The organism is Neobacillus sp. DZ-9, from assembly GCF_059587065.1.
Genome location: NZ_JCAIOL010000001.1, coordinates 246,710 through 264,923, shown reverse-complemented (window position 1 = coordinate 264,923; position 18,214 = coordinate 246,710). Strand labels below are relative to the sequence as shown.

The window sequence follows — 18,214 nt, the reverse complement described above, 5'->3', positions numbered from 1 at the left end:
CTATTTATCTAGATTATTTCGCTTTATTTTTAAATAAGTGAATATGGTCTAATGCTTTTCCTGTACCGATTGCCACGCAATCAAGCGGATTTTCAGCAATTAACACCGGCATTTTTGTTTCTTCACTGATGACTCGGTCCAAATTACGAAGCAAGGCACCGCCGCCCGTAAGGACAATTCCCCGGTCCATAATGTCTGCTGCAAGCTCCGGCGGAGTTTTTTCAAGTGTATTTTTCACCGCTTCAACAATCGCAAAAACCGTATCATTTAGGGCTGTTGAAATCTCTTTTGCGGTAATTTCGATCGTTTTTGGCAGGCCTGTTAATAAATCGCGGCCGCGAATTTCCATATTATCAATGCCTTCAGGGATGCCCGCAGAGCCGATTTCCATTTTGATCGTTTCCGCAGTACGCTCCCCAATCATTAAATTATAATTTTTGCGAATATAGGAGATAATCGCATCGTCCATTTCATCGCCGGCAATGCGGATTGATTGGCTTGTTACAATACCACCTAAGGAAATAATCGCAACTTCTGTTGTGCCACCGCCGATATCGACAACCATGCTGCCGGTTGGCTCCCAAACAGGAAGATTGGCACCTATCGCTGCGGCAAAAGGCTCTTCAATTGTGTAGGCGTCTTTCGCACCAGCTTGTCTTGTAGCATCGATTACCGCTCTTTCTTCTACTGCAGTGATTCCAGACGGTACACATACCATGACATAAGGCTTACCAGAGAAAACACTTTTACTTTTTTGAGCCTGACGGATGTGGTATTTCATCATCGTTGCAGTCGTTTCAAAGTCCGCAATGACTCCGTCCTTCATTGGTCTTGTCGCGACGACATTACCAGGTGTCCGTCCAATCATATTCTTCGCGTCATTCCCAACGGCAACGATGCTTTTTGTATCTGTCTGCAAGGCCACAACCGATGGCTCACGTAGGACAATTCCTTTTCCTTTTACATAGACGAGGGTATTGGCAGTCCCCAAATCAATTCCTAAATCTCTTGTTCCAATTCCAAACATAATTATGTAGCTCCCTTTCTGATACGAAATGCAAAAATTCCCTAGGCAGGCAATCACCTTTTATATCATGTCTTTTTTCTTATTTTTTATATTGCTAGGTCAAAAGCAGTCCTAAAAAATCATAACTAATATTATAGCCTGACGTCAAATAAAAACATAGTGTTATAAATATCCTTTTTCCTTCAAGCTGACAAACTTATTTTCACCAATGATGAGGTGATCGAGGAGGTCGATGCCTAGAATTTTTCCACATTCCACCAGTCTTTTCGTGACCTCTATGTCCTCTCGGCTAGGAGTGGGGTCTCCGGAGGGATGATTATGCAGCGCAATAACGGAGGCTGCTGACCGCTTTAATGCTTCGCGAAAGACCTCCCTTGGATGGACTATGCTAGCATTCAAGCTCCCAATAAAAATCGTTTGTTTATGAATAACCTGGTTTTTGGTATTTAAATAGAGGCAGACAAAATGCTCCTGTGACAAAAAGCGCATATCGTTCATGACATACTTTGCTCCGTCCTCAGGGGACCGAATGACGTATCGATCACTAAAGGACAGATTGGCAATTCTTCTGCCAATCTCTACAGCAGCCAAAATTTGAATCGCCTTGGCTGAACCAATTCCTTTGATTTCGGTGATTTCTTCTAAAGTGGCAGATTTTAACAATCTTAGTCCCTCGAAATGGGTCAGCAGGCGATTCGATAATTGCAGCACGGATTCATCCTTTGTCCCGGTTCGAAGTAGGATGGCAATCAATTCATGATTCGATAAGCTTTGCGGGCCATGATTGATAAAACGCTCTCTCGGCCTTTCGTCTTGAGGGAAATCACGGATCATTAATGTATTTGTGGACACTTTTTTTCCTCCCTTATGATCGGGAGTTAATGAACTTTTAAAAAGTTAATACGGCAACTGGTAGCCTAACTGCTGCAATTCCCTTACCGTTCTTGCAACGGGCAGACCGACAACCGCAAAATAGTCTCCATGTATTTTTTTGACAAGCATACTTCCAAGTTGCTGAATGCCATATGCTCCTGCTTTATCAAGCGGTTCACCAGTTTTCACATATGACCGTATCTCTTCATCCGTTAACTCCCAAAACCAAACTTCTGTTTTTTCGTAAAAACGGGTTGAACTTGTTGGAGACACAATCGATACCCCTGTAAATACTTCATGCTGCCTTCCTGAAAGGCTTTGTAACATACTAATGGCTTCTGCTTCATCAGCGGGCTTACCTAAGATTCGATTATCCGCGACCACAATCGTGTCTGAGCCAATTACAAAAGAATCAGGATTCTCTTTAAAAATGACCTGGGCCTTTCGTTCGGCTAACTCCATCACGACTTCCTCTGGGGAGAGAGATGGATCAAAGCTTTCATCTACTTCACTGCTTGAGATCGCGAATGTTAACTGGAGAGTTTCTAGAAGTTCTTTTCGCCGTGGAGAAGAAGAGGCTAAAATGAGGTTTTGCATTTCATCACCTTACCTTTTGCATTTGTATAGGGAGATACAAGTTAATCGTATCAGAAATTGTATAAGCAAACAATTTTAATATCCTTAAAGTTTGATGAATTTTGTAAAATTATGCAGAAATAATCAATTTATGGAAGAACTGTGTACAATAAAAAGCCTGCCCTAGTTGAGCAGGCTAAATAATATTATTCATTTCCCGGAAAATACCGAAGTTTGTCAGATGCTGACTCACATGGCATTGTATTGAGATATGAAGTTTAATAGATGCTGCTGTGCTTCGGTTAAACTTTTTGCATCTTTAGACTTTTGATAAGCTTTTATCTTTTCATCCGCACTGGTTAATTCCGTCTTTAGGTTTTTTATTTTCTCATTTTTAATGCCGCTGGCTTTTAATGTTTCTTCAATGCCAGCTAGAGATTTCGCGGACTCTGCTGGAATCGTTTTTGAGACGAGAGCACTCGATGTTGCTCCTGCCAAAGTTTGATAGATGGTTGGAAGTTCTTCAATAAAAGACTTTTCTTTATCCGTTACGTTAGAAACTTTCTTTTCATCTAGTAATAACGGCTTTGAAAATATTTCATCTACTCCATTTTCTTTATACTGGTTTCCTAGAGCTTTAGCCGTTTCGATTGAATCTGCTAAGCCTAAAAGGAGATAGAACTTACCATTTAATTCAACCGTTTGCGATGGTACACCTTTCTGTTTTAATTCTTTTGCGATTTCTTGGGTGCCCTCTTTAGAAGAAAATACTCCTCCTTGAACCACATATGTTGTTAATTGATCAATAGTCGCTGATAAAGCTTTACCTTCAGTTGCCGTTTTTTCTGTTCCTGTTTCCTTTACGATTGTCTGACTCACCGGCGCCTTATTCCCCTGCTCTGAAATGACAAGCTTCAACATGAAAAAGCCAATTGTGGTGCCAATCAGAACCGCGAAAAATGCAGAGATTAATATGGAACCTAAAGGCCGCCCATTTTTCTTCTTAGAGTTAGTCGTAAAAGATGTTAGCATTTTATGGCTGGTTGTTTTAGGGTTTGTATTATTTGTAAATTTGAATTCCTCAATATCATTTTCATCCGATTCAGGAATAATCCAGTCAAAGCTCTCATCAACCGACTCCTGTGCGGCAGCAGTTTCAAAAATCCCTTCTGATTCCGGCAGGTCTTTATTTATTTTTATTACTTTGGCATAGGGTTCAATGTTGGCTTCCAAATCTTGTTTTGGGGGTTCTTCTTGATAGGACTGGTTCTCTCCATTTAATTTTATCGTGATCGTATTGCCTTTTTTAGGCTTGTCCACTCTACGCTCTCCTCTCTCTTCCGACAGATAATTAGTTTCATCCTATCACAGGAAAAAAAAAAAATAACAAGACTTTTGTCGTCTTGTTATCGTAGAGTTTCGCCAAATTTATTGTTCGTTCGCTAATTTGTTCATTAAGGCTGAGTGGTTGCTGTAGCAGGAAACTCGCTTAATGGATTATCTTTACCCGCCGGTGCAGGTGCATCGATTTTTGGCAGTTGGGCTGCAAGGTCGGTTAATGTTGGCATGTAGAAGGCAGAGACGGTAAGCGAATAGGTTAACGGTTTATCTTCTTGATCAAGACTCGTGGCCTCTTCCCCGCCGGTATAATTGATTGCCTCCACTACCACAATTCGCGGCAACGATTCCAAAGTTTCGATGAATTTTTCTAATTCTGCATAGGTTTGAGATTCAACCTGAAGCTGAACGGTAATCTTTTTGAGACCGTTTGGGGCAGTGGCTGCAGCCGTCTGTTGAGTTGCAGCTTGATTGCCAGACCCCTGAGCAGTTGTCGTTTGATTTTGGGCCGACGCCTGATTTTGAGTACCCTGATTTGTGGCAGTCTGATTTTGTGCAGCTGTTTGAGTTGTGCCAGTATTTGCTGCTGCAGCCTCAGCAGCTGGCGGCGTCACATCTGCATCCTTCGTGAAACTCATGCTTTTAATTTGACTATTAGAAACTGTTTCAGCCTTTTCTAAATCCAAAAGAACTTGTTCCTGAAGCGGCATAACAGGAAGCTGCTTTTGCAGTTCACTAGTATTTTCAGGTTCAGTCTTTTGGGAGTCAGACTTTTTCTTCGTCATCATATCTGACAGTTTTTTCTCAATCTGTAGTTCTTGCTGCTTTAATGATAAATCTGATTTCAAAGGTGAGAGCGAAAGGAACTGGGCATAGACGAATACCAGTATGATTAATAGGGAGCCGCCACCCACAATTATTTTGTCTAGTTTTGATAGGCGGGACTTCATGTGCCTGTCCCCCCTTCAGCCTTCTTCTTGCTCAAATCCGTTTTTATAACATCTTTATTAAACTTAATTTCAAATTGTCCAAGATACCTTGGAAGAATATATTTATCAGGTTGGGCAGTTGTGCCAGTGGCAGCAGCCACTGAATTGTTTGCAGTATTCGTTGTTGTATTAGTATTTGAACTTGTTGTACTAGTTTGACCGGCAGCAGCTGTACTCTGATTAGTAGTAGCTGCAGTGCTTGTATTCGTTGTATTTTGAGTAGCAGTTGTTGTGGTTGTACCTTTGTTTTGGCTGCTAGTATTAGTCGCAGTATTTTGATTAGTTGTTTGTGCCGGTGTTGCAGCAGTTTCCTTCTCCTCGACAGCACTCAGTGAGTTAAGGCTGGCATCAGCAATCCACTTAGATTCCTTTAAGTTCTCCAGAAAATAAGCTGCCTCTCTTGCGCTGTCAAACTGCACACTAAGTGTTACCGTCCCCGCCTCAGTATAGGCAAAGGATTGGATAAACCCGCGCTCTGGTAATAGAGATGTCAGATGTCTCATTACCGGGATGGTTTGAATTGGGTAGTTTTTCACCCATTCAACGGCAGATTTTAGTAATCCAGCTGAAGATGCTACTTGTGCTTGATTGGCATTTTGCTGTTGCTTTTCAGCAAGTTGCTTTGCCGATGCAATTTGGCTATCAACAGCTTCCACATCACTTTTGACGGATTGAATCTGCCAAAAGTAAACCCCGCCAATAAGAACTAATGCCGCAACGATGGATGTCAAATAGATAATATTGAATTTTTTGGGCTCTTTTTGAGGAAGCAGGTTAATTTCTACTAGCATCATTGCACCTCTTTTAAAGCAAGACCTAAAGGCAGTAATAAATTATTCGGTACACTAACCGGTTTACTGTTTGCTTCCTTTTCGAAATTGATTAATTCAACAGGAATTTCAAATCTTTCTCGCATTTCATCAAATATAGCCATAAGCATTGGATGGTCGCCATATAATAAAAACTTGGTAACATCCTGCTTTTCATTATTAAGTGAATATCTATAAAAATCCAATAACTTATTTATTTCTTTAAAAATGTCTTCAAATTGGACAACCAATTCTTCCGGTTCCCCTTTATATTTACATACCATTAATCCTAACGTATCACGGGTGATTTCCCATTTGTCAAAATCAAAGGGTAAAGCGAAATGTCGCATGACTAATGGCACTGTCTCATCAAAGATGCATAAATTGACGCTTGTCAAATCAAATTGGACTGTGAATAGGACCTCACTCTCGCTTGCCTGCCCTAAATGGTAATACAAACGATATAAGGAGAGCGGAGAGATATCAGCCGCAACCGGATTTAATTTGAGACTGTTGAGTAAATCAACATACTCCATCACATTTTGCTCTGGAGCAGCAAATAATAATAAATCCTTTGTTTTGCCGTTATCCGGTAGTGAGTAATAATCAAATACCGGTTCCTCAAATGGTAAATGTATACTAGAACCCAGCTCTAAATAAAGATACCCCTTAATCTCATCTTCTTGCACATCTGCTGGAATCGAGACTTTCCGTATAATAACCAAAGGATCTGGTACATTAAAACGAATTGCACGTCGGCGAATTTTCCATTCGTCAATACATTCCTCAAGAATACTTGAGAGTGAATCAATGTCAACGATTTTTCCATCCGTAATGATTCCAGGAGGCAAAAAGCGCTCATTCCACCTTTGCGGTGTAGGGGGATTCGCTTGTTTCAACTCAAGAAAGCGAATCGAGTGGTCATTTATTACTAGGTTGATTATTCGATTTTTAGTAGAAAAGAGGGAAAATGCCATATCATGAACCCCTTATAAAAAATTCTTATAAAAGAATTTGAAAGTATAAATCAATTAAATCCAAACCCCAAAAATAAGCTGTCAATGTACCAGCTGCAATGAATGGGCCGAATGGAATCGGTTCGCGTTTTTTTACGATTTTAAATAGCTGGGCTAATCCGCCGATTACAGCACCGTACAGTGTTGAAAGGAAAAAAGATAATAAGACCAGTTTAAGCCCTAGAACAAGACCAAGCAGGGCATATAGTTTCACATCACCAAAGCCCATACCGCCTTTGCTGACGATCATAATGATAAACAGCAGTAAAAACCCTGTGACTGCACCTAAAGCGCTATTCCACCATGGGTCTAAAGGTATAATAATTCGTTCCAATAAAAAAATCCCTGCAAACCAAATTAAAATTTTATCAGGGATGATCATATAATGAATATCGGATACGATGATAATCATAAACATTGAAATTAACGTTAAGGCAACGAATAATTCTCCAGACCATCCAACCAAGTATGGTGCCGCTGCAAACAAGATTCCTGTCAGCAGTTCAAATAATGGATAGATAGGAGAAATCCGCGACTGACAGCCGCGGCATTTCCCCTTTTGAAGCATATATGATAAAACCGGAATTAGTTCTAATGGTGTAAGCTGATGTCCACAGTTGGGACATGCTGATCTTGGTGTTACTATTGATTTCTTTAGAGGTACCCTTAGTCCTACAACATTGTAAAAAGAACCCAGAATTAACCCATAAAAAAGTAAAAATAAAAACATTAATTTGCTTCTTCAATAAGTTTTGCTTCAGTTTTAGAATCGTCTTTACCTGGATAACCATTAAGAGTATATGAGAATTTGCCACTAGTTCCAACAGCATCAACTGTAACTGAAAAACCTGTTAAGTCATCACCATTTTTATCTTTCGCACTATCTAAGTAATCTTTTAAATCCGCATCAGATAAAACATCTTTATCTTTAACATCATTATGGTCAGCTACATACAATTTCGCAGCATTGATAATTTGTAAACCTGTTTGAGCTTGTGCCTTTGCATCTGATTTGTTAATAACATTTCCAATCGCTGGAATTGCAATCGCAGCAATTATCCCTAAAATAACGATTACTGCAAGTAATTCAATTAGGGTAAAACCTTTTTGTTCCTTCATTTTTTGTTTTAAAGCTTGTACCATTTTCCCGCTCCTTCTGGTTCTATGAACCTAGTATTATTTCTCTATGAGTATACAATAAATGACAGTGTTGGAAAAGAGTTTTTTATCATTTTTTGTCTCAAAATTTGGATTTTTGCATTTATTATGTGAAAATTTGTATTTCTTAGCTCATTTGGTCGAACATCGAAAACATTGGCATCATTATGGATAGGACTATTACACCTACAATCCCTGCTAAAAAGACAATCATGATTGGCTCAATTAGGGACTTTAGCCTATCCGTTCCTGCTTCGACCTCTTTTTCATAGAATTCAGCAATCTTTGAAAGCATTGCGTCTAAAGCCCCGGTATTCTCACCAATTGAGATCATTTGCGTTACTAGAGGAGGAAAGGCCCAATGATCATTCATCGGCTCTGTCATCGATCTTCCTTTTTCAAGAGAATCCCTAGATTGACGTATAACTTTTGAAATCACTTCATTTTCAACCACTTTTTCTACAATAGCCATCGATTGCAAGATTGGAACTGAACTTGAAAATAACGTGCTAAGTGTTCTCATCATTCTGGCTAGTTGTGCTTTTTGCATCATTTTACCGAATATAGGCATCCTTAAGAGTGCATAATCTAGATAGTATTTTGTCTGTTTATTTTTTTTCATGAATGTAAAAGCAAGATAAATAGCAATAAATAATAGTAAAACAATCCACCAAAATGATTTCATAAATTCGCTGGATGATAAGACAAACTTCGTTATTGCTGGCAACTCAGCATTCATGTCTTTAAACATCGTAACAAATTTGGGGACTACCCCAACTAATAAGAAGATAACTGCCATGATGGCAATAATACCAATTACAAGCGGGTAAGTAAGTGCTGAGACAACCTTTTGCCTTGTGTGATGCTGTTTTTCAAAATCTTCAGCAAGGCGCTCAAGTGTCTCATCCATATTACCACTCACTTCTCCAGCCTTAACCATATTAACAAACATAGAGTTAAATACCTTCTTATGCTTGGAAACAGCCTCCGAAAATGGGTTTCCTTCACGTAGTTCTTGCTCCACATCTAGTAAAATCCTTTTTAATGCTTTACTTTCTGTTTGGGCAGCAAGTACAGATGTTGCTTCAACAATGGTAACTCCTGCCTTCAACAATGTGGCAAATTGTCTAATGTAAATAACAAAATCCTGAAGCTTAACTGGATTTCCAATTGTTAGTTCCATAGTCATAAGGGTTTCCGGGACTTCCTTCATTTCAACAACCCGAACGCCATCTTCTTTTAGCTTCATCATTGCTTCCCGTCTGGAAGCTGCTGTTACTGTGCCCTGCTTTTTCCCACGCTTGTCACGACCGGAATATTTAAACCTAGGCATCCTGCATCATCTTTTCGTGTAAGTATTTTGTTGCAGCTTCTTTTTCAATCAAATTGCGGTCAAGCAAGTCTCGGATACTCATTTCAAGTGTATGCATTCCCTGGGCACGAGATGTTTGCATTGTACTTGAAATTTGGTGAATTTTTTCACTTCTGATAAGGTTGGCAATGGCCGGATTGTTAACTAAAATCTCAGTTGCCGCCTTTCGGCCCTTTTTATCGGCAGTGGGAAATAGACGCTGTGAAATAACTCCTACTAATACCGATGCCAGCTGAACCCGAATTTGAGGCTGCTGCGCCGGCGGGAATACGTCGATAATCCGGTTAATGGTGGACGGGGCGCTCGATGTATGTAGGGTTCCTAGCACTAAGTGGCCTGTTTCCGCAGCGGTAATTGCAATTCCAATCGTTTCTAGGTCTCGCATCTCACCAACAAGGATAACATCAGGGTCCTGCCGGAGCGCTCCCTTCAAGCCATTAGCATATGATTTCGTATCAAAACCAACCTCACGCTGGTCAATTATCGAATTGCCGTGTTTATGAAGATACTCAATTGGGTCCTCCAGGGTAATGATATGTTTACGCATTGTCCTGTTCATATAATCAATCATTGACGCAAGTGTTGTTGATTTACCGCTGCCTGTTGGACCAGTAACAAGAATTAATCCCTGTGGCTTCTCCATTAGCTTTGGAATTATTTCCGGCAAATTCAAATCCTCGATTGTCGGCGTTTTGGATGCAACTACACGAAGAGCAAGTGCTACACTTTTCCTTTGATGGTAGGCATTAACACGAAAACGTGATACTCCGGGAATACCATAAGAGAAATCCAGCTCTCCCTTTTCCTTAAACAAGTCATACATGTTTTCAGGTACAATTGTTTTAGCAATCTCTTCTGTATCTGCTGGCAATAACATATCCTTCCCATAGCGTTTAATATCTCCATTGATACGGAATACTGGAGGAACACCCACTGTTAAATGGATATCGGAAGCCTTAAATTCAAGCGCGGCACGTAAAATATTATCGATTCTTTCTTTCATCTGTTCGATCTCCTACTCCAAAATGGCTACACGCAATACTTCTTCTGTTGTTGTTAAGCCTTGTTTCACTTTTATTAAACCATCATCAATCAAAAAGATTGTTTTATTTTTTATCGCATGTTCTTTTAGCTTTTGAAAGGAATTTTCATTCATAATCACTCGGCGCATGTCGTCATTAAGCACTAACACTTCATGAAGTGCTACCCTTCCTTTATAGCCAGTCATATTACAAGAAGGACATCCCTTTCCTCTCATAACCTTTTCAATCTTCAGCCCGCGTCTTGCAAAAATATCTTTTTCTCTCATTGATGGTACCTGAACTTCGGCACAATCCTTACAAACCTTTCGAACTAAACGCTGGGCAACAATCCCGCTTAGTGAGGAAGCAATTAAAAACGGTTCTACTCCCATATCAATAAGACGTGTCACGGTCCCTAATGAATCATTGGTGTGCAAAGTACTTAAGACTAAATGCCCAGTTAAAGAGGCACGAATCGCTATTTCCGCTGTTTCTTTATCACGAATCTCACCGACCATGATAATATTCGGGTCCTGACGTAAGATTGAACGAAGACCTGCTGCAAAGGTCATCCCAACATTGGTGTTAACCTGAATCTGATTAATGCCTTCCAATTGGTATTCGACGGGGTCCTCAATTGTAATGATATTTACTTCTTCACTATTAAGCTTATTTAGAGCAGCATAAAGTGTAGATGATTTCCCTGAACCTGTTGGTCCAGTTATTAGAACGATCCCCGTCGGCTGTTCAATCATGTCATTGAATCTTTTAAAATTAAGGGTATTAAAACCAATTTTATTTATATCATTTAACGCAGCGCCCATATCCAACAGACGCATAACAATTTTCTCGCCAAATACAGTTGGCAGCGTGGAAACACGAAGATCGATCGGATGAAAATCAAGGTGAAGTTTTATCCGTCCGTCTTGTGGAATCCGGTGCTCGGTGATATCTAGGTTCGACATAATTTTAATTCTGGCTGTTAACACACTTAGCATATGGCGTGGTAATACACGGTCAGTTCTAAGCACGCCATCTACTCTATATCTGACAACAATTTTCGTTTCCTGCGGGTCAATATGAATATCACTAGCCTTTTGAATGGCGGCATTAGTTAGGATTTGATTGACGAGACGAACGATCGGCGAGTCTTGGTTAGTAACATCTTCATCCCTGCCACGCTCGCTTGGTGAAAAGTCATCGAAAAGCTCTTCTAAGCCCTCATCATCGTCATAATATTTATTTATAGTTCGCAGGATGTCATCTTTTGTTGCAATCGCAGTTTCAATCTGGAATCCGGTCGATAAACGTAAATCATCAATAATGATAAAATCCATCGGATTAACCATTGCCACAAATAGCTTGTTTCCCTCTTTTTTTAGAGGAACAATTAAATTCCGTCTTGCCGTATCCTTCGAAATGATCGAGAAGAGATTTGTATCAAATGGATATTGAAAAAGGTTTACATGTGGAATACCAAGCTGGCGTTCGAGAACTTCTGCTAATTGTTGATCGGTAATATATCCCTTTTGCAGCAATACTTCACCAAGTTTTTGGTTTGACCCTTTTTCATCCAAAGCCGCTTCTAACTGTTCAACGGTGATGATTCCTTCTTCTAACAATAAATCACCAAGTCGTGTTCTAGTTTGTTTCTTTTTATTTAACTCAACACTATTTTGGCTGTTCATTCGGCTTCCCCCAAAGGTTATCAACATTAGAATCTTGTTGTATTGTGACAGATGTTGAAGGAGTTTGACTTCCATCAGGATTCGTTTGAGTTGCAGCATTCACTGTGCTGTTAGTTTGGCTGGTGGTAGTTGTTGATGCCCCTTGAAGTGTTCCAGTTAAAGCATGAACTTCAACACGATAAATTGGCTGGTAATATTCCTCAGATATTAGTTCACTTTTTAGGTATTGTTCACCTTGGTAAATATCCCGGTACACTTTTACGGAAATTCCATCAGCCCCTGCAGTTTTAACCATGGTTCTACCAGACTTAAGAAGCGGACTGTATTGAACGATTGTTTTTGGTTTTAATTGCTGTTGGTCCTTTTTAGAAATTTTATAATTGTAAAGTAGTTTCTCACCCTTTAGGCTTACTTTTAATAGATTGTTTTCTAATGTTAACTGTATGGTATAGGCTGATTTATTTGGATTTGTAATGACTAAATCCGTCTTCTGTGCAGGACTGACTCTTGCTTCAAATCCGAGTTCTGCATATGCAGGAATTGTATTGCTAATATTTCGATCCACTACTGTAAAGTTAGTCTGTAAAACTGTTTGGTATATCCCTGTAGCAAGCATACTAAGCGCATCAGACTTCTCAATCTTTTGATTCTTAGCAAAATCCAAAAGGGAAAAAGTGGCTCCTTCCGCAACTTTGATTTCAGGACTTTTCTTCACGATTGTCTGAAGTTCTGCAGGAATATCAGTTACTTTAAGAGCTGTTTCGCTTACGATAAATTCTTTTTTACCTCCAAGGGAATAATCATTATAAAGGTTGAAGGAAGAAGTGCCTGCCTGAAACGTGGATGCAGTTGTTTCTAAATTAGTTTTCAACTTACCTACGTCAATCTCTTTACTATTGAGCTGCGGGAAAAGAATATGAATCTGATCCTCGACATCAGATTGGTTTAAACTAATATAAACTGTGTTTTTCTGACCGTCCTTAATAGAATTAATCGTTGATTTTGTATCCAGGTTTAAAAGATTAAGGTCAAAAGGAACATTTAGCTCACTATATTGTAATTCAAACTTTGAAGCTTTCAGCCATTCGACATATTTTTCTTCCAGCAAACTAGCCGCTTCACTATCCGTTTTCCCGGAAATATCTAAACTTCCAATTGTCGTCCCATCTGAATATTTTCCATCTGCGTTTCCTAATTTTTCGAAAGCCTGTGCTCCAAAGTGTGAAAAACTAAAAATAAACGCTGTACCGAAAAAAAGTACTATAAAAAGTTTGATAAACTTTTGGTTTTTCTTCATCCCTACTCCCCCTTTCTTCCAAATTACTTTTGCAATTGAACAGTTTTTTTCAATTGGCTTTCCTCTGGTTTTTCATCAATTGTGGTTGCCGTTTCTTTCATTGCAAAAAATAATTCTTCTAAGTCGTTTTCTTCATCATAAAGGAAGTTTTCTTCTTCTGAATTATCCTCTTTTATTTCCACAAGTAAATCATCTTCTTGGGATACAGTCGTTTTAATTGTTTCTTCAAAGAGTAAACTTTCAATATCCGCTAAATATCCCTCTTCCGGTTCAATATCTTCATGTGTTTCAACTACTTGAATTTCAGGCCGCTCATCCAAAAATGAAATTTCATCATCGCCTATTCCTGATAACTCATCATGTTCTTCTAACATTTGAGGTTGTAATTCAAGAGAGTCTTCATTAATATTTAAGACATTTTCTGTTGATGGGGCAGTAATTTCAATTTCTCCTAAATCAATCATGTCTAAATCTGTAGTATTTTCTGATTGTGTAACAAGGTCAAATGATTCAGGACTTTCATCCTCGTAATCATCTTCAATAGAGTCTATTTCTTGACAAAATAAAACTGCAGCAAGACGGCTGTTCATTATATAAGCAGTAATTAAGACAAGTAAAAAAATCATTAATCCGGACTGCCATAGCGGGAAAGAAGTAACTGCTCCAATACCTCCAAGGGCTAATACAAAACTAGCAAAAACCAAATAAATCTTACCTCTTAACGTAATACCAATAGGCAAAAAGGCTATAACCAACATCATACACAACATAGCTCCAAAGGCCCAAACTATCGATTCCATCCCGTACCTCCCCTTTTATTCAACAAACTTTTATACTATTAAACTTCATTTTTTTTCAAAATAAACTAAGATTTATTAATTTCATACAAAAATAGACAAAAATCGCCTACTAAATATTGTATAATATTTTCATCTAGTTTAAAAGAAGACGAAAAACTTTTATAGGTATTAATTACTGACTATTGTTAAATTTTATCTAATAAATTTGTTAAAATGATTCTATTAAACTAATCTTTTATCCCAAGAAGGGAAGGAATTTAGGTGGAATTGTCGAAAAATGAAAAAGGATTAACATTAATTGAGGTACTCACATCAATTGTTATATTATCTATGGTTCTTTTGACAACTATGAGTTTTTTCCCACAAATGGGATTTGTGAATAAGCAAAATCAAGAAAAAACTCAAGCAATTAATACGGCGAAAGAAGTTCTAATAAATTGGCAGGAATCACCTGAGGTGAAAACATTTCTTGAGCGAAATGACCGAATAACTGGCTTTACCCCTGCTTATGTAAGCGAAATGATTAATTATTCTCTTTTTTCTTATAATAAATATCCTGACTATTATTATTTTGAAACTACGAGGAGTAATTATGATGTTCGGATCAAAATAAAAAAATCCCCTAATACAAGTTCAAGCGTGTCTTACGTTCATTCCATGGTCGTTCAGCTATTAAATAAAAGAGGCAATATTATTGCCGAAACTTTCGGATATGTAAAAAGATAGGAGGGAATGATATTGCCTCAAGATGAGCGTGGGTTAACATTGGTCGAGGTTTTAGCTACATTAACAATTTTTTCAATGGTTAGTGTCATTATATGGAGTGTTTTCTTCCAAGGATTTAATTTTTCTCAAAAAGCAATCTCAAAAAATCAAATGCAACAAGAAACAAACCTTTTAGTTACCAACTTATTAAAGATTCACCAAACAGCTAAACAGTATGACATACTTAACACGAACTCGAATTGCGAAATTACCGTTAATATTACCAATAAAGATAATTCAACAAGAACGGAAATATACAAACATCCTTATATTTGCTTCAAGTTTGATATTAAAAATGGAATCACTAATTCAGTCATTCCTAACCGAGCTGGCAATGATGTTCGGTTAACGCTGACTACGAGTGACAAAAAAGATCCCAATAATAAAATGACGATAGATACTTACCTCTATCGAGTAAAGGGTGTTAAATATCAATGAAATATTTTAAGAATGAAGAAGGTTATGCACTTGTAACCATATTAGTCATTATAACTATTTTTATGATTATTACACTTTCCTTCATGGGACAAGCCTTTTCAAGTACAAAACAAAATCAAGTAGTTGATAAAAGTACAAAATCTGTTTCAGCTGCAGAAATGGGAATCTCCTATTATCAAGTTGCCATCCAACAAATGTACGAATCAAAAAGAAATACCGTCAATTCCTATGTCAGTACCATCATGAGTCAACCTAACGCCACAACAACAAAGGACTTTAAAAGAGAAGCAACATTACAAATGGCTAGTGAGCTTCAGTCAATGGTTCCAAGCGGGACTTCACTTGCACCAATAAGAGTTGATGAGCATCCGAATGCATCCTTTTATTTGAAAAATTTTGTTGTGGCCGCTGACTCGGCATCCAATTCGTATAAAGTTAATATCAGCTTTAATATTGTTGGAAACGAAAATGGTAAAGAGACCACTCTTTTTGCGGAAATGTATCTAAACCTTGATACTATTATTAATTTACCTATAACTGACGATCCTAACAACTATCAACTACCAAATTACTCTAATGTAATGAAACCAACTAAAGTATGTGAAACGTTAGATAAAAATTGTAACCCTGTCTATATTGAGGGGAATGCAGCATTCAATGGGAATAATTTATTGTCTGACAACAAAACAATTTATACAACCGGTACTCTAACGCTTACAGGTAATGGAAACGAAAACAATAATAGTGTTATAAAAATTCATGCTGATGGTGATATTACCGTCGGGAAAAATATGAATAGCCAAACCAATATGTTAATTGAAACGAACGGAAATGCAACCTTTCAACAAAACTTAAAAATTGATACATTATCACAATTGTTAGTTAAAAAAAGTTTATCTGTAGCACAACAATTTGACATTTCGAACAAGTCTTTTGTATATGTAGGTGAAAATGCAACCGTAAATAAATTAACTATTTCTTCCTCAAAAATGTGTGTTTATGGAAATTTGTATATTAACGACAGTAAAACGGTGGACAATTCAAATAATCTATTAGTTTTAGGAAAGGTTTATCAGAAGGATAATAGCAATGTTTATAAAGAAGTTTCAGGATTTGGGAATATGAATTTTGATAATTTCAAAAAACAATGCGGAACCTATGTCCCTCCAGCATTCCAAATAAATTGGGGCAATAATGTCAGCCCAATTATAAGTAATGTTGACTATTAAGAAATCATATAAAAAAGGTGTGACTGTTAGAATTACTAACGTTCACACCTTTTTTTAACATGAAGAATACTCCGCTACCCTATTCCTTCCAGCCCTCTTCGCTCCAACATATAGTGCTCTGTCAGCATGCCTAATTAACGCTAATGGATCCTCAGCATCCTCTGGAGCAGTAGCAACACCAATAGAAGCAGTTATCATTACTTGCTGTTGATTGAAATCTAAAGACTGCCGAAGGATAAAAGGCCTGTCCGCTATCAATTGCCTAATATGCTCGGCCATTTGATAGGCTTCTACTTTAGTGGCATCTGGCAATAAAATTACAAATTCTTCTCCACCATATCTGGCAACAGTCCCGCTTACTCCTACCAGGTTACTTATTCTGCTAGCAAGTTCACGTAGGATTTCATTTCCGCTTTGATGACCATAGGTATCGTTAACTCGTTTAAAATGATCTATATCTAGGATAATTAATGATAATGTTCTCCGTTCGAATCGGGTCAATTTTTCAAATTCTTCATTCAGCAGGTTCTCAAAATATCGATAATTGTATAATTTCGTTAAGGAGCAGTGTTCACTTTGCATTTTCGTCAATTCATAGTGCTTTGCATTTTCCATCGCAACTGCAAAGTAGGAACAAAGAATATCAATGATCATAAGTTGAAATTTTTCATAGGCACGTCTCCGCTTTGAAGCCAAAAGCAATACGCCAATTACCTTTCTGTTTCGAAAGATTGGGACAGACAAAATACTTTCTGCACCACCGGGTATATACCCTGTTGTTATTCCCCGCCATTTAAATCTTGCCGAGTAAAGATAGGACTTTTGGTTCGCCCAGCTTCTGCCGCTGATGCCTTCATTTTTTTTCAAGGCTGGCAAATCATTGGATAATACTTTTCCAGCTTCCATCCGACGAATTATTATTAGTTCATCTTCTTTTGCTTCCAAAATGTAGGCATAGTCAACTGGAATCATTTCCCCCAGTTTTTGAATAAATAGGTCAATAACATCAATTACCTGCAGGCGTTCTGCCATTTGATGGCCTATTTCGGCTGCCTTTTGCAGATATACATTAATTTTTTCACTTGAATAATAAAGGTTAAATATGATTGATAAACTTACAAACGGTACACCTACAAATAACAGCGCAAAAAGCCCCACCTGATAGTAGAGGATATACAAAATAATACCAATTGGTAGGGTAATCAATGTTGTAATGGTCTCAACAAAGAAATCCTTCCCAAAATAAGGCTCTTTGCGTTTGTAAATAAAATAAAGATTAAAGGATATGATTACTTGGTTTATCAAATAATTTAATATTGCATATAAGACTGCTAGACCGATTGCGGTTGAATTATCAGCCAATTTTGGTTCTGGCTCTCCGCCTAGTAAGTAATAGACACTCCCGCTAATAAAAGACACTAAAAAGAACATAATCAAATTTAACGGTAGTCGAAAAAATTGACCGTTTCGAAGAATTTTAAGCTTTAAAAGCAATACAATGACAGCAACCTGTGCAAACACCATTTCAACAAATAAGCCATATTTTAAAAACGTGGCCAGTGCTACCCATTGTATTAAAAAAATAAACATGTCGTTGATGACAATTGGCATTGTTGCAACAATCAAGGTTAAAAATAAAAAAGCTAACAAGTCGACCCACTTACCAGAAATATGAGGAGGATCAGTTTCAAATGCACACCACATTCCGAAAGGAACTATTATGAGCCACGCCCAAAAAATGGCTCTTTTCATTTGTGGGTTTACATGCATCTTCATCCCCCTCTTCGAACAAATATTATTAATTCAAGATAAAATCA

18 protein-coding genes are annotated in these 18,214 nt (G+C 37.9%); 3 read left to right on the top strand and 15 right to left on the bottom strand.

From position 1 onward, the window contains the following. Positions 1–13 precede the first annotated feature (13 nt). The 14 genes from AC59HZ_RS01260 to AC59HZ_RS01195 all read right to left on the bottom strand — a co-directional run bounded on the left by AC59HZ_RS01260 (position 14) and on the right by AC59HZ_RS01195 (position 13,965). A complete protein-coding gene (locus AC59HZ_RS01260; protein ID WP_496544108.1) occupies positions 14–1,027 on the bottom strand; it encodes a rod shape-determining protein in 1,014 nt (337 codons plus the stop codon). Between the two features lie 162 nt (positions 1,028–1,189). Beyond that, positions 1,190–1,879 carry a RadC family protein gene (gene radC / locus AC59HZ_RS01255; RefSeq protein WP_496544107.1) on the bottom strand — a complete coding sequence of 230 codons (690 nt, stop codon included), beginning with the start codon at positions 1,877–1,879 and terminating at the stop codon, positions 1,190–1,192. 45 nt (positions 1,880–1,924) lie between these two features. Next, the gene (locus AC59HZ_RS01250) at positions 1,925–2,497 is read right to left on the bottom strand and encodes a Maf family protein (protein ID WP_496544106.1); all 573 of its coding nucleotides are present in this window, start codon (positions 2,495–2,497) and stop codon (positions 1,925–1,927) included. A 228-nt stretch (positions 2,498–2,725) separates the two neighbouring features. Beyond that, positions 2,726–3,796, bottom strand: coding sequence for an SPOR domain-containing protein (locus tag AC59HZ_RS01245; RefSeq protein WP_496544105.1), 1,071 nt, complete (start codon positions 3,794–3,796; stop codon positions 2,726–2,728). A 134-nt stretch (positions 3,797–3,930) separates the two neighbouring features. Continuing rightward, complete coding sequence (locus tag AC59HZ_RS01240) at positions 3,931–4,764, bottom strand: GspMb/PilO family protein (protein ID WP_496544104.1); 834 nt, start codon at positions 4,762–4,764, stop codon at positions 3,931–3,933. Beyond that, positions 4,761–5,597, bottom strand: coding sequence for a PilN domain-containing protein (locus tag AC59HZ_RS01235; RefSeq protein WP_496544103.1), 837 nt, complete (start codon positions 5,595–5,597; stop codon positions 4,761–4,763). The genes AC59HZ_RS01240 and AC59HZ_RS01235 overlap by 4 nt, the downstream gene beginning before the upstream one ends. Further along, on the bottom strand, positions 5,594–6,589 hold the full coding sequence (gene pilM, locus AC59HZ_RS01230) for a type IV pilus biogenesis protein PilM (RefSeq protein WP_496544102.1): 996 nt from the start codon (positions 6,587–6,589) through the stop codon (positions 5,594–5,596). The genes AC59HZ_RS01235 and pilM overlap by 4 nt, the downstream gene beginning before the upstream one ends. Positions 6,590–6,614: 25 nt before the next feature. Next, positions 6,615–7,358: a prepilin peptidase gene (locus AC59HZ_RS01225; protein ID WP_496544101.1), complete on the bottom strand. Its 744-nt coding sequence runs from the start codon at positions 7,356–7,358 to the stop codon at positions 6,615–6,617. Continuing rightward, positions 7,358–7,771 carry a type II secretion system protein gene (locus AC59HZ_RS01220; protein WP_496544100.1) on the bottom strand — a complete coding sequence of 138 codons (414 nt, stop codon included), beginning with the start codon at positions 7,769–7,771 and terminating at the stop codon, positions 7,358–7,360. The genes AC59HZ_RS01225 and AC59HZ_RS01220 overlap by 1 nt, the downstream gene beginning before the upstream one ends. Before the next feature lie 142 nt (positions 7,772–7,913). Beyond that, positions 7,914–9,119, bottom strand: a complete 1,206-nt coding sequence (locus AC59HZ_RS01215; protein ID WP_496544099.1) for a type II secretion system F family protein — start codon at positions 9,117–9,119, stop codon at positions 7,914–7,916. Further along, complete coding sequence (locus tag AC59HZ_RS01210; RefSeq protein ID WP_496544098.1) at positions 9,112–10,161, bottom strand: type IV pilus twitching motility protein PilT; 1,050 nt, start codon at positions 10,159–10,161, stop codon at positions 9,112–9,114. Before AC59HZ_RS01210 ends, AC59HZ_RS01215 begins: the two co-directional genes overlap by 8 nt. Before the next feature lie 12 nt (positions 10,162–10,173). Beyond that, positions 10,174–11,868 carry a GspE/PulE family protein gene (locus tag AC59HZ_RS01205; protein ID WP_496544097.1) on the bottom strand — a complete coding sequence of 565 codons (1,695 nt, stop codon included), beginning with the start codon at positions 11,866–11,868 and terminating at the stop codon, positions 10,174–10,176. Continuing rightward, positions 11,852–13,165: a G5 domain-containing protein gene (locus AC59HZ_RS01200; protein ID WP_496544096.1), complete on the bottom strand. Its 1,314-nt coding sequence runs from the start codon at positions 13,163–13,165 to the stop codon at positions 11,852–11,854. Before AC59HZ_RS01200 ends, AC59HZ_RS01205 begins: the two co-directional genes overlap by 17 nt. A 23-nt stretch (positions 13,166–13,188) precedes the next feature. Continuing rightward, a complete protein-coding gene (locus AC59HZ_RS01195) occupies positions 13,189–13,965 on the bottom strand; it encodes a hypothetical protein (protein ID WP_496544095.1) in 777 nt (258 codons plus the stop codon). A 261-nt stretch (positions 13,966–14,226) separates the two neighbouring features. On the opposite strand from AC59HZ_RS01195, the gene AC59HZ_RS01190 reads away from it, so the two are divergent. Genes AC59HZ_RS01190 through AC59HZ_RS01180 form a run of 3 tightly spaced genes read left to right on the top strand, consistent with a single transcriptional unit; the run spans position 14,227 to position 16,397 of the window. Continuing rightward, entirely contained in the window at positions 14,227–14,691 is a 465-nt protein-coding gene (locus AC59HZ_RS01190; RefSeq protein ID WP_496544094.1) for a type IV pilus modification PilV family protein, read from the top strand. A 12-nt stretch (positions 14,692–14,703) separates the two neighbouring features. After that, positions 14,704–15,168 (top strand): PulJ/GspJ family protein, encoded by a 465-nt coding sequence (locus AC59HZ_RS01185; protein ID WP_496544093.1) that lies wholly within the window; start codon positions 14,704–14,706, stop codon positions 15,166–15,168. After that, positions 15,165–16,397, top strand: a complete 1,233-nt coding sequence (locus AC59HZ_RS01180; protein ID WP_496544092.1) for a hypothetical protein — start codon at positions 15,165–15,167, stop codon at positions 16,395–16,397. The genes AC59HZ_RS01185 and AC59HZ_RS01180 overlap by 4 nt, the downstream gene beginning before the upstream one ends. A 54-nt stretch (positions 16,398–16,451) precedes the next feature. Here AC59HZ_RS01180 and AC59HZ_RS01175 read toward each other — a convergent pair whose 3' ends face one another. Further along, positions 16,452–18,167, bottom strand: a complete 1,716-nt coding sequence (locus tag AC59HZ_RS01175; RefSeq protein WP_496544091.1) for a sensor domain-containing diguanylate cyclase — start codon at positions 18,165–18,167, stop codon at positions 16,452–16,454. Positions 18,168–18,214 lie beyond the last annotated feature (47 nt).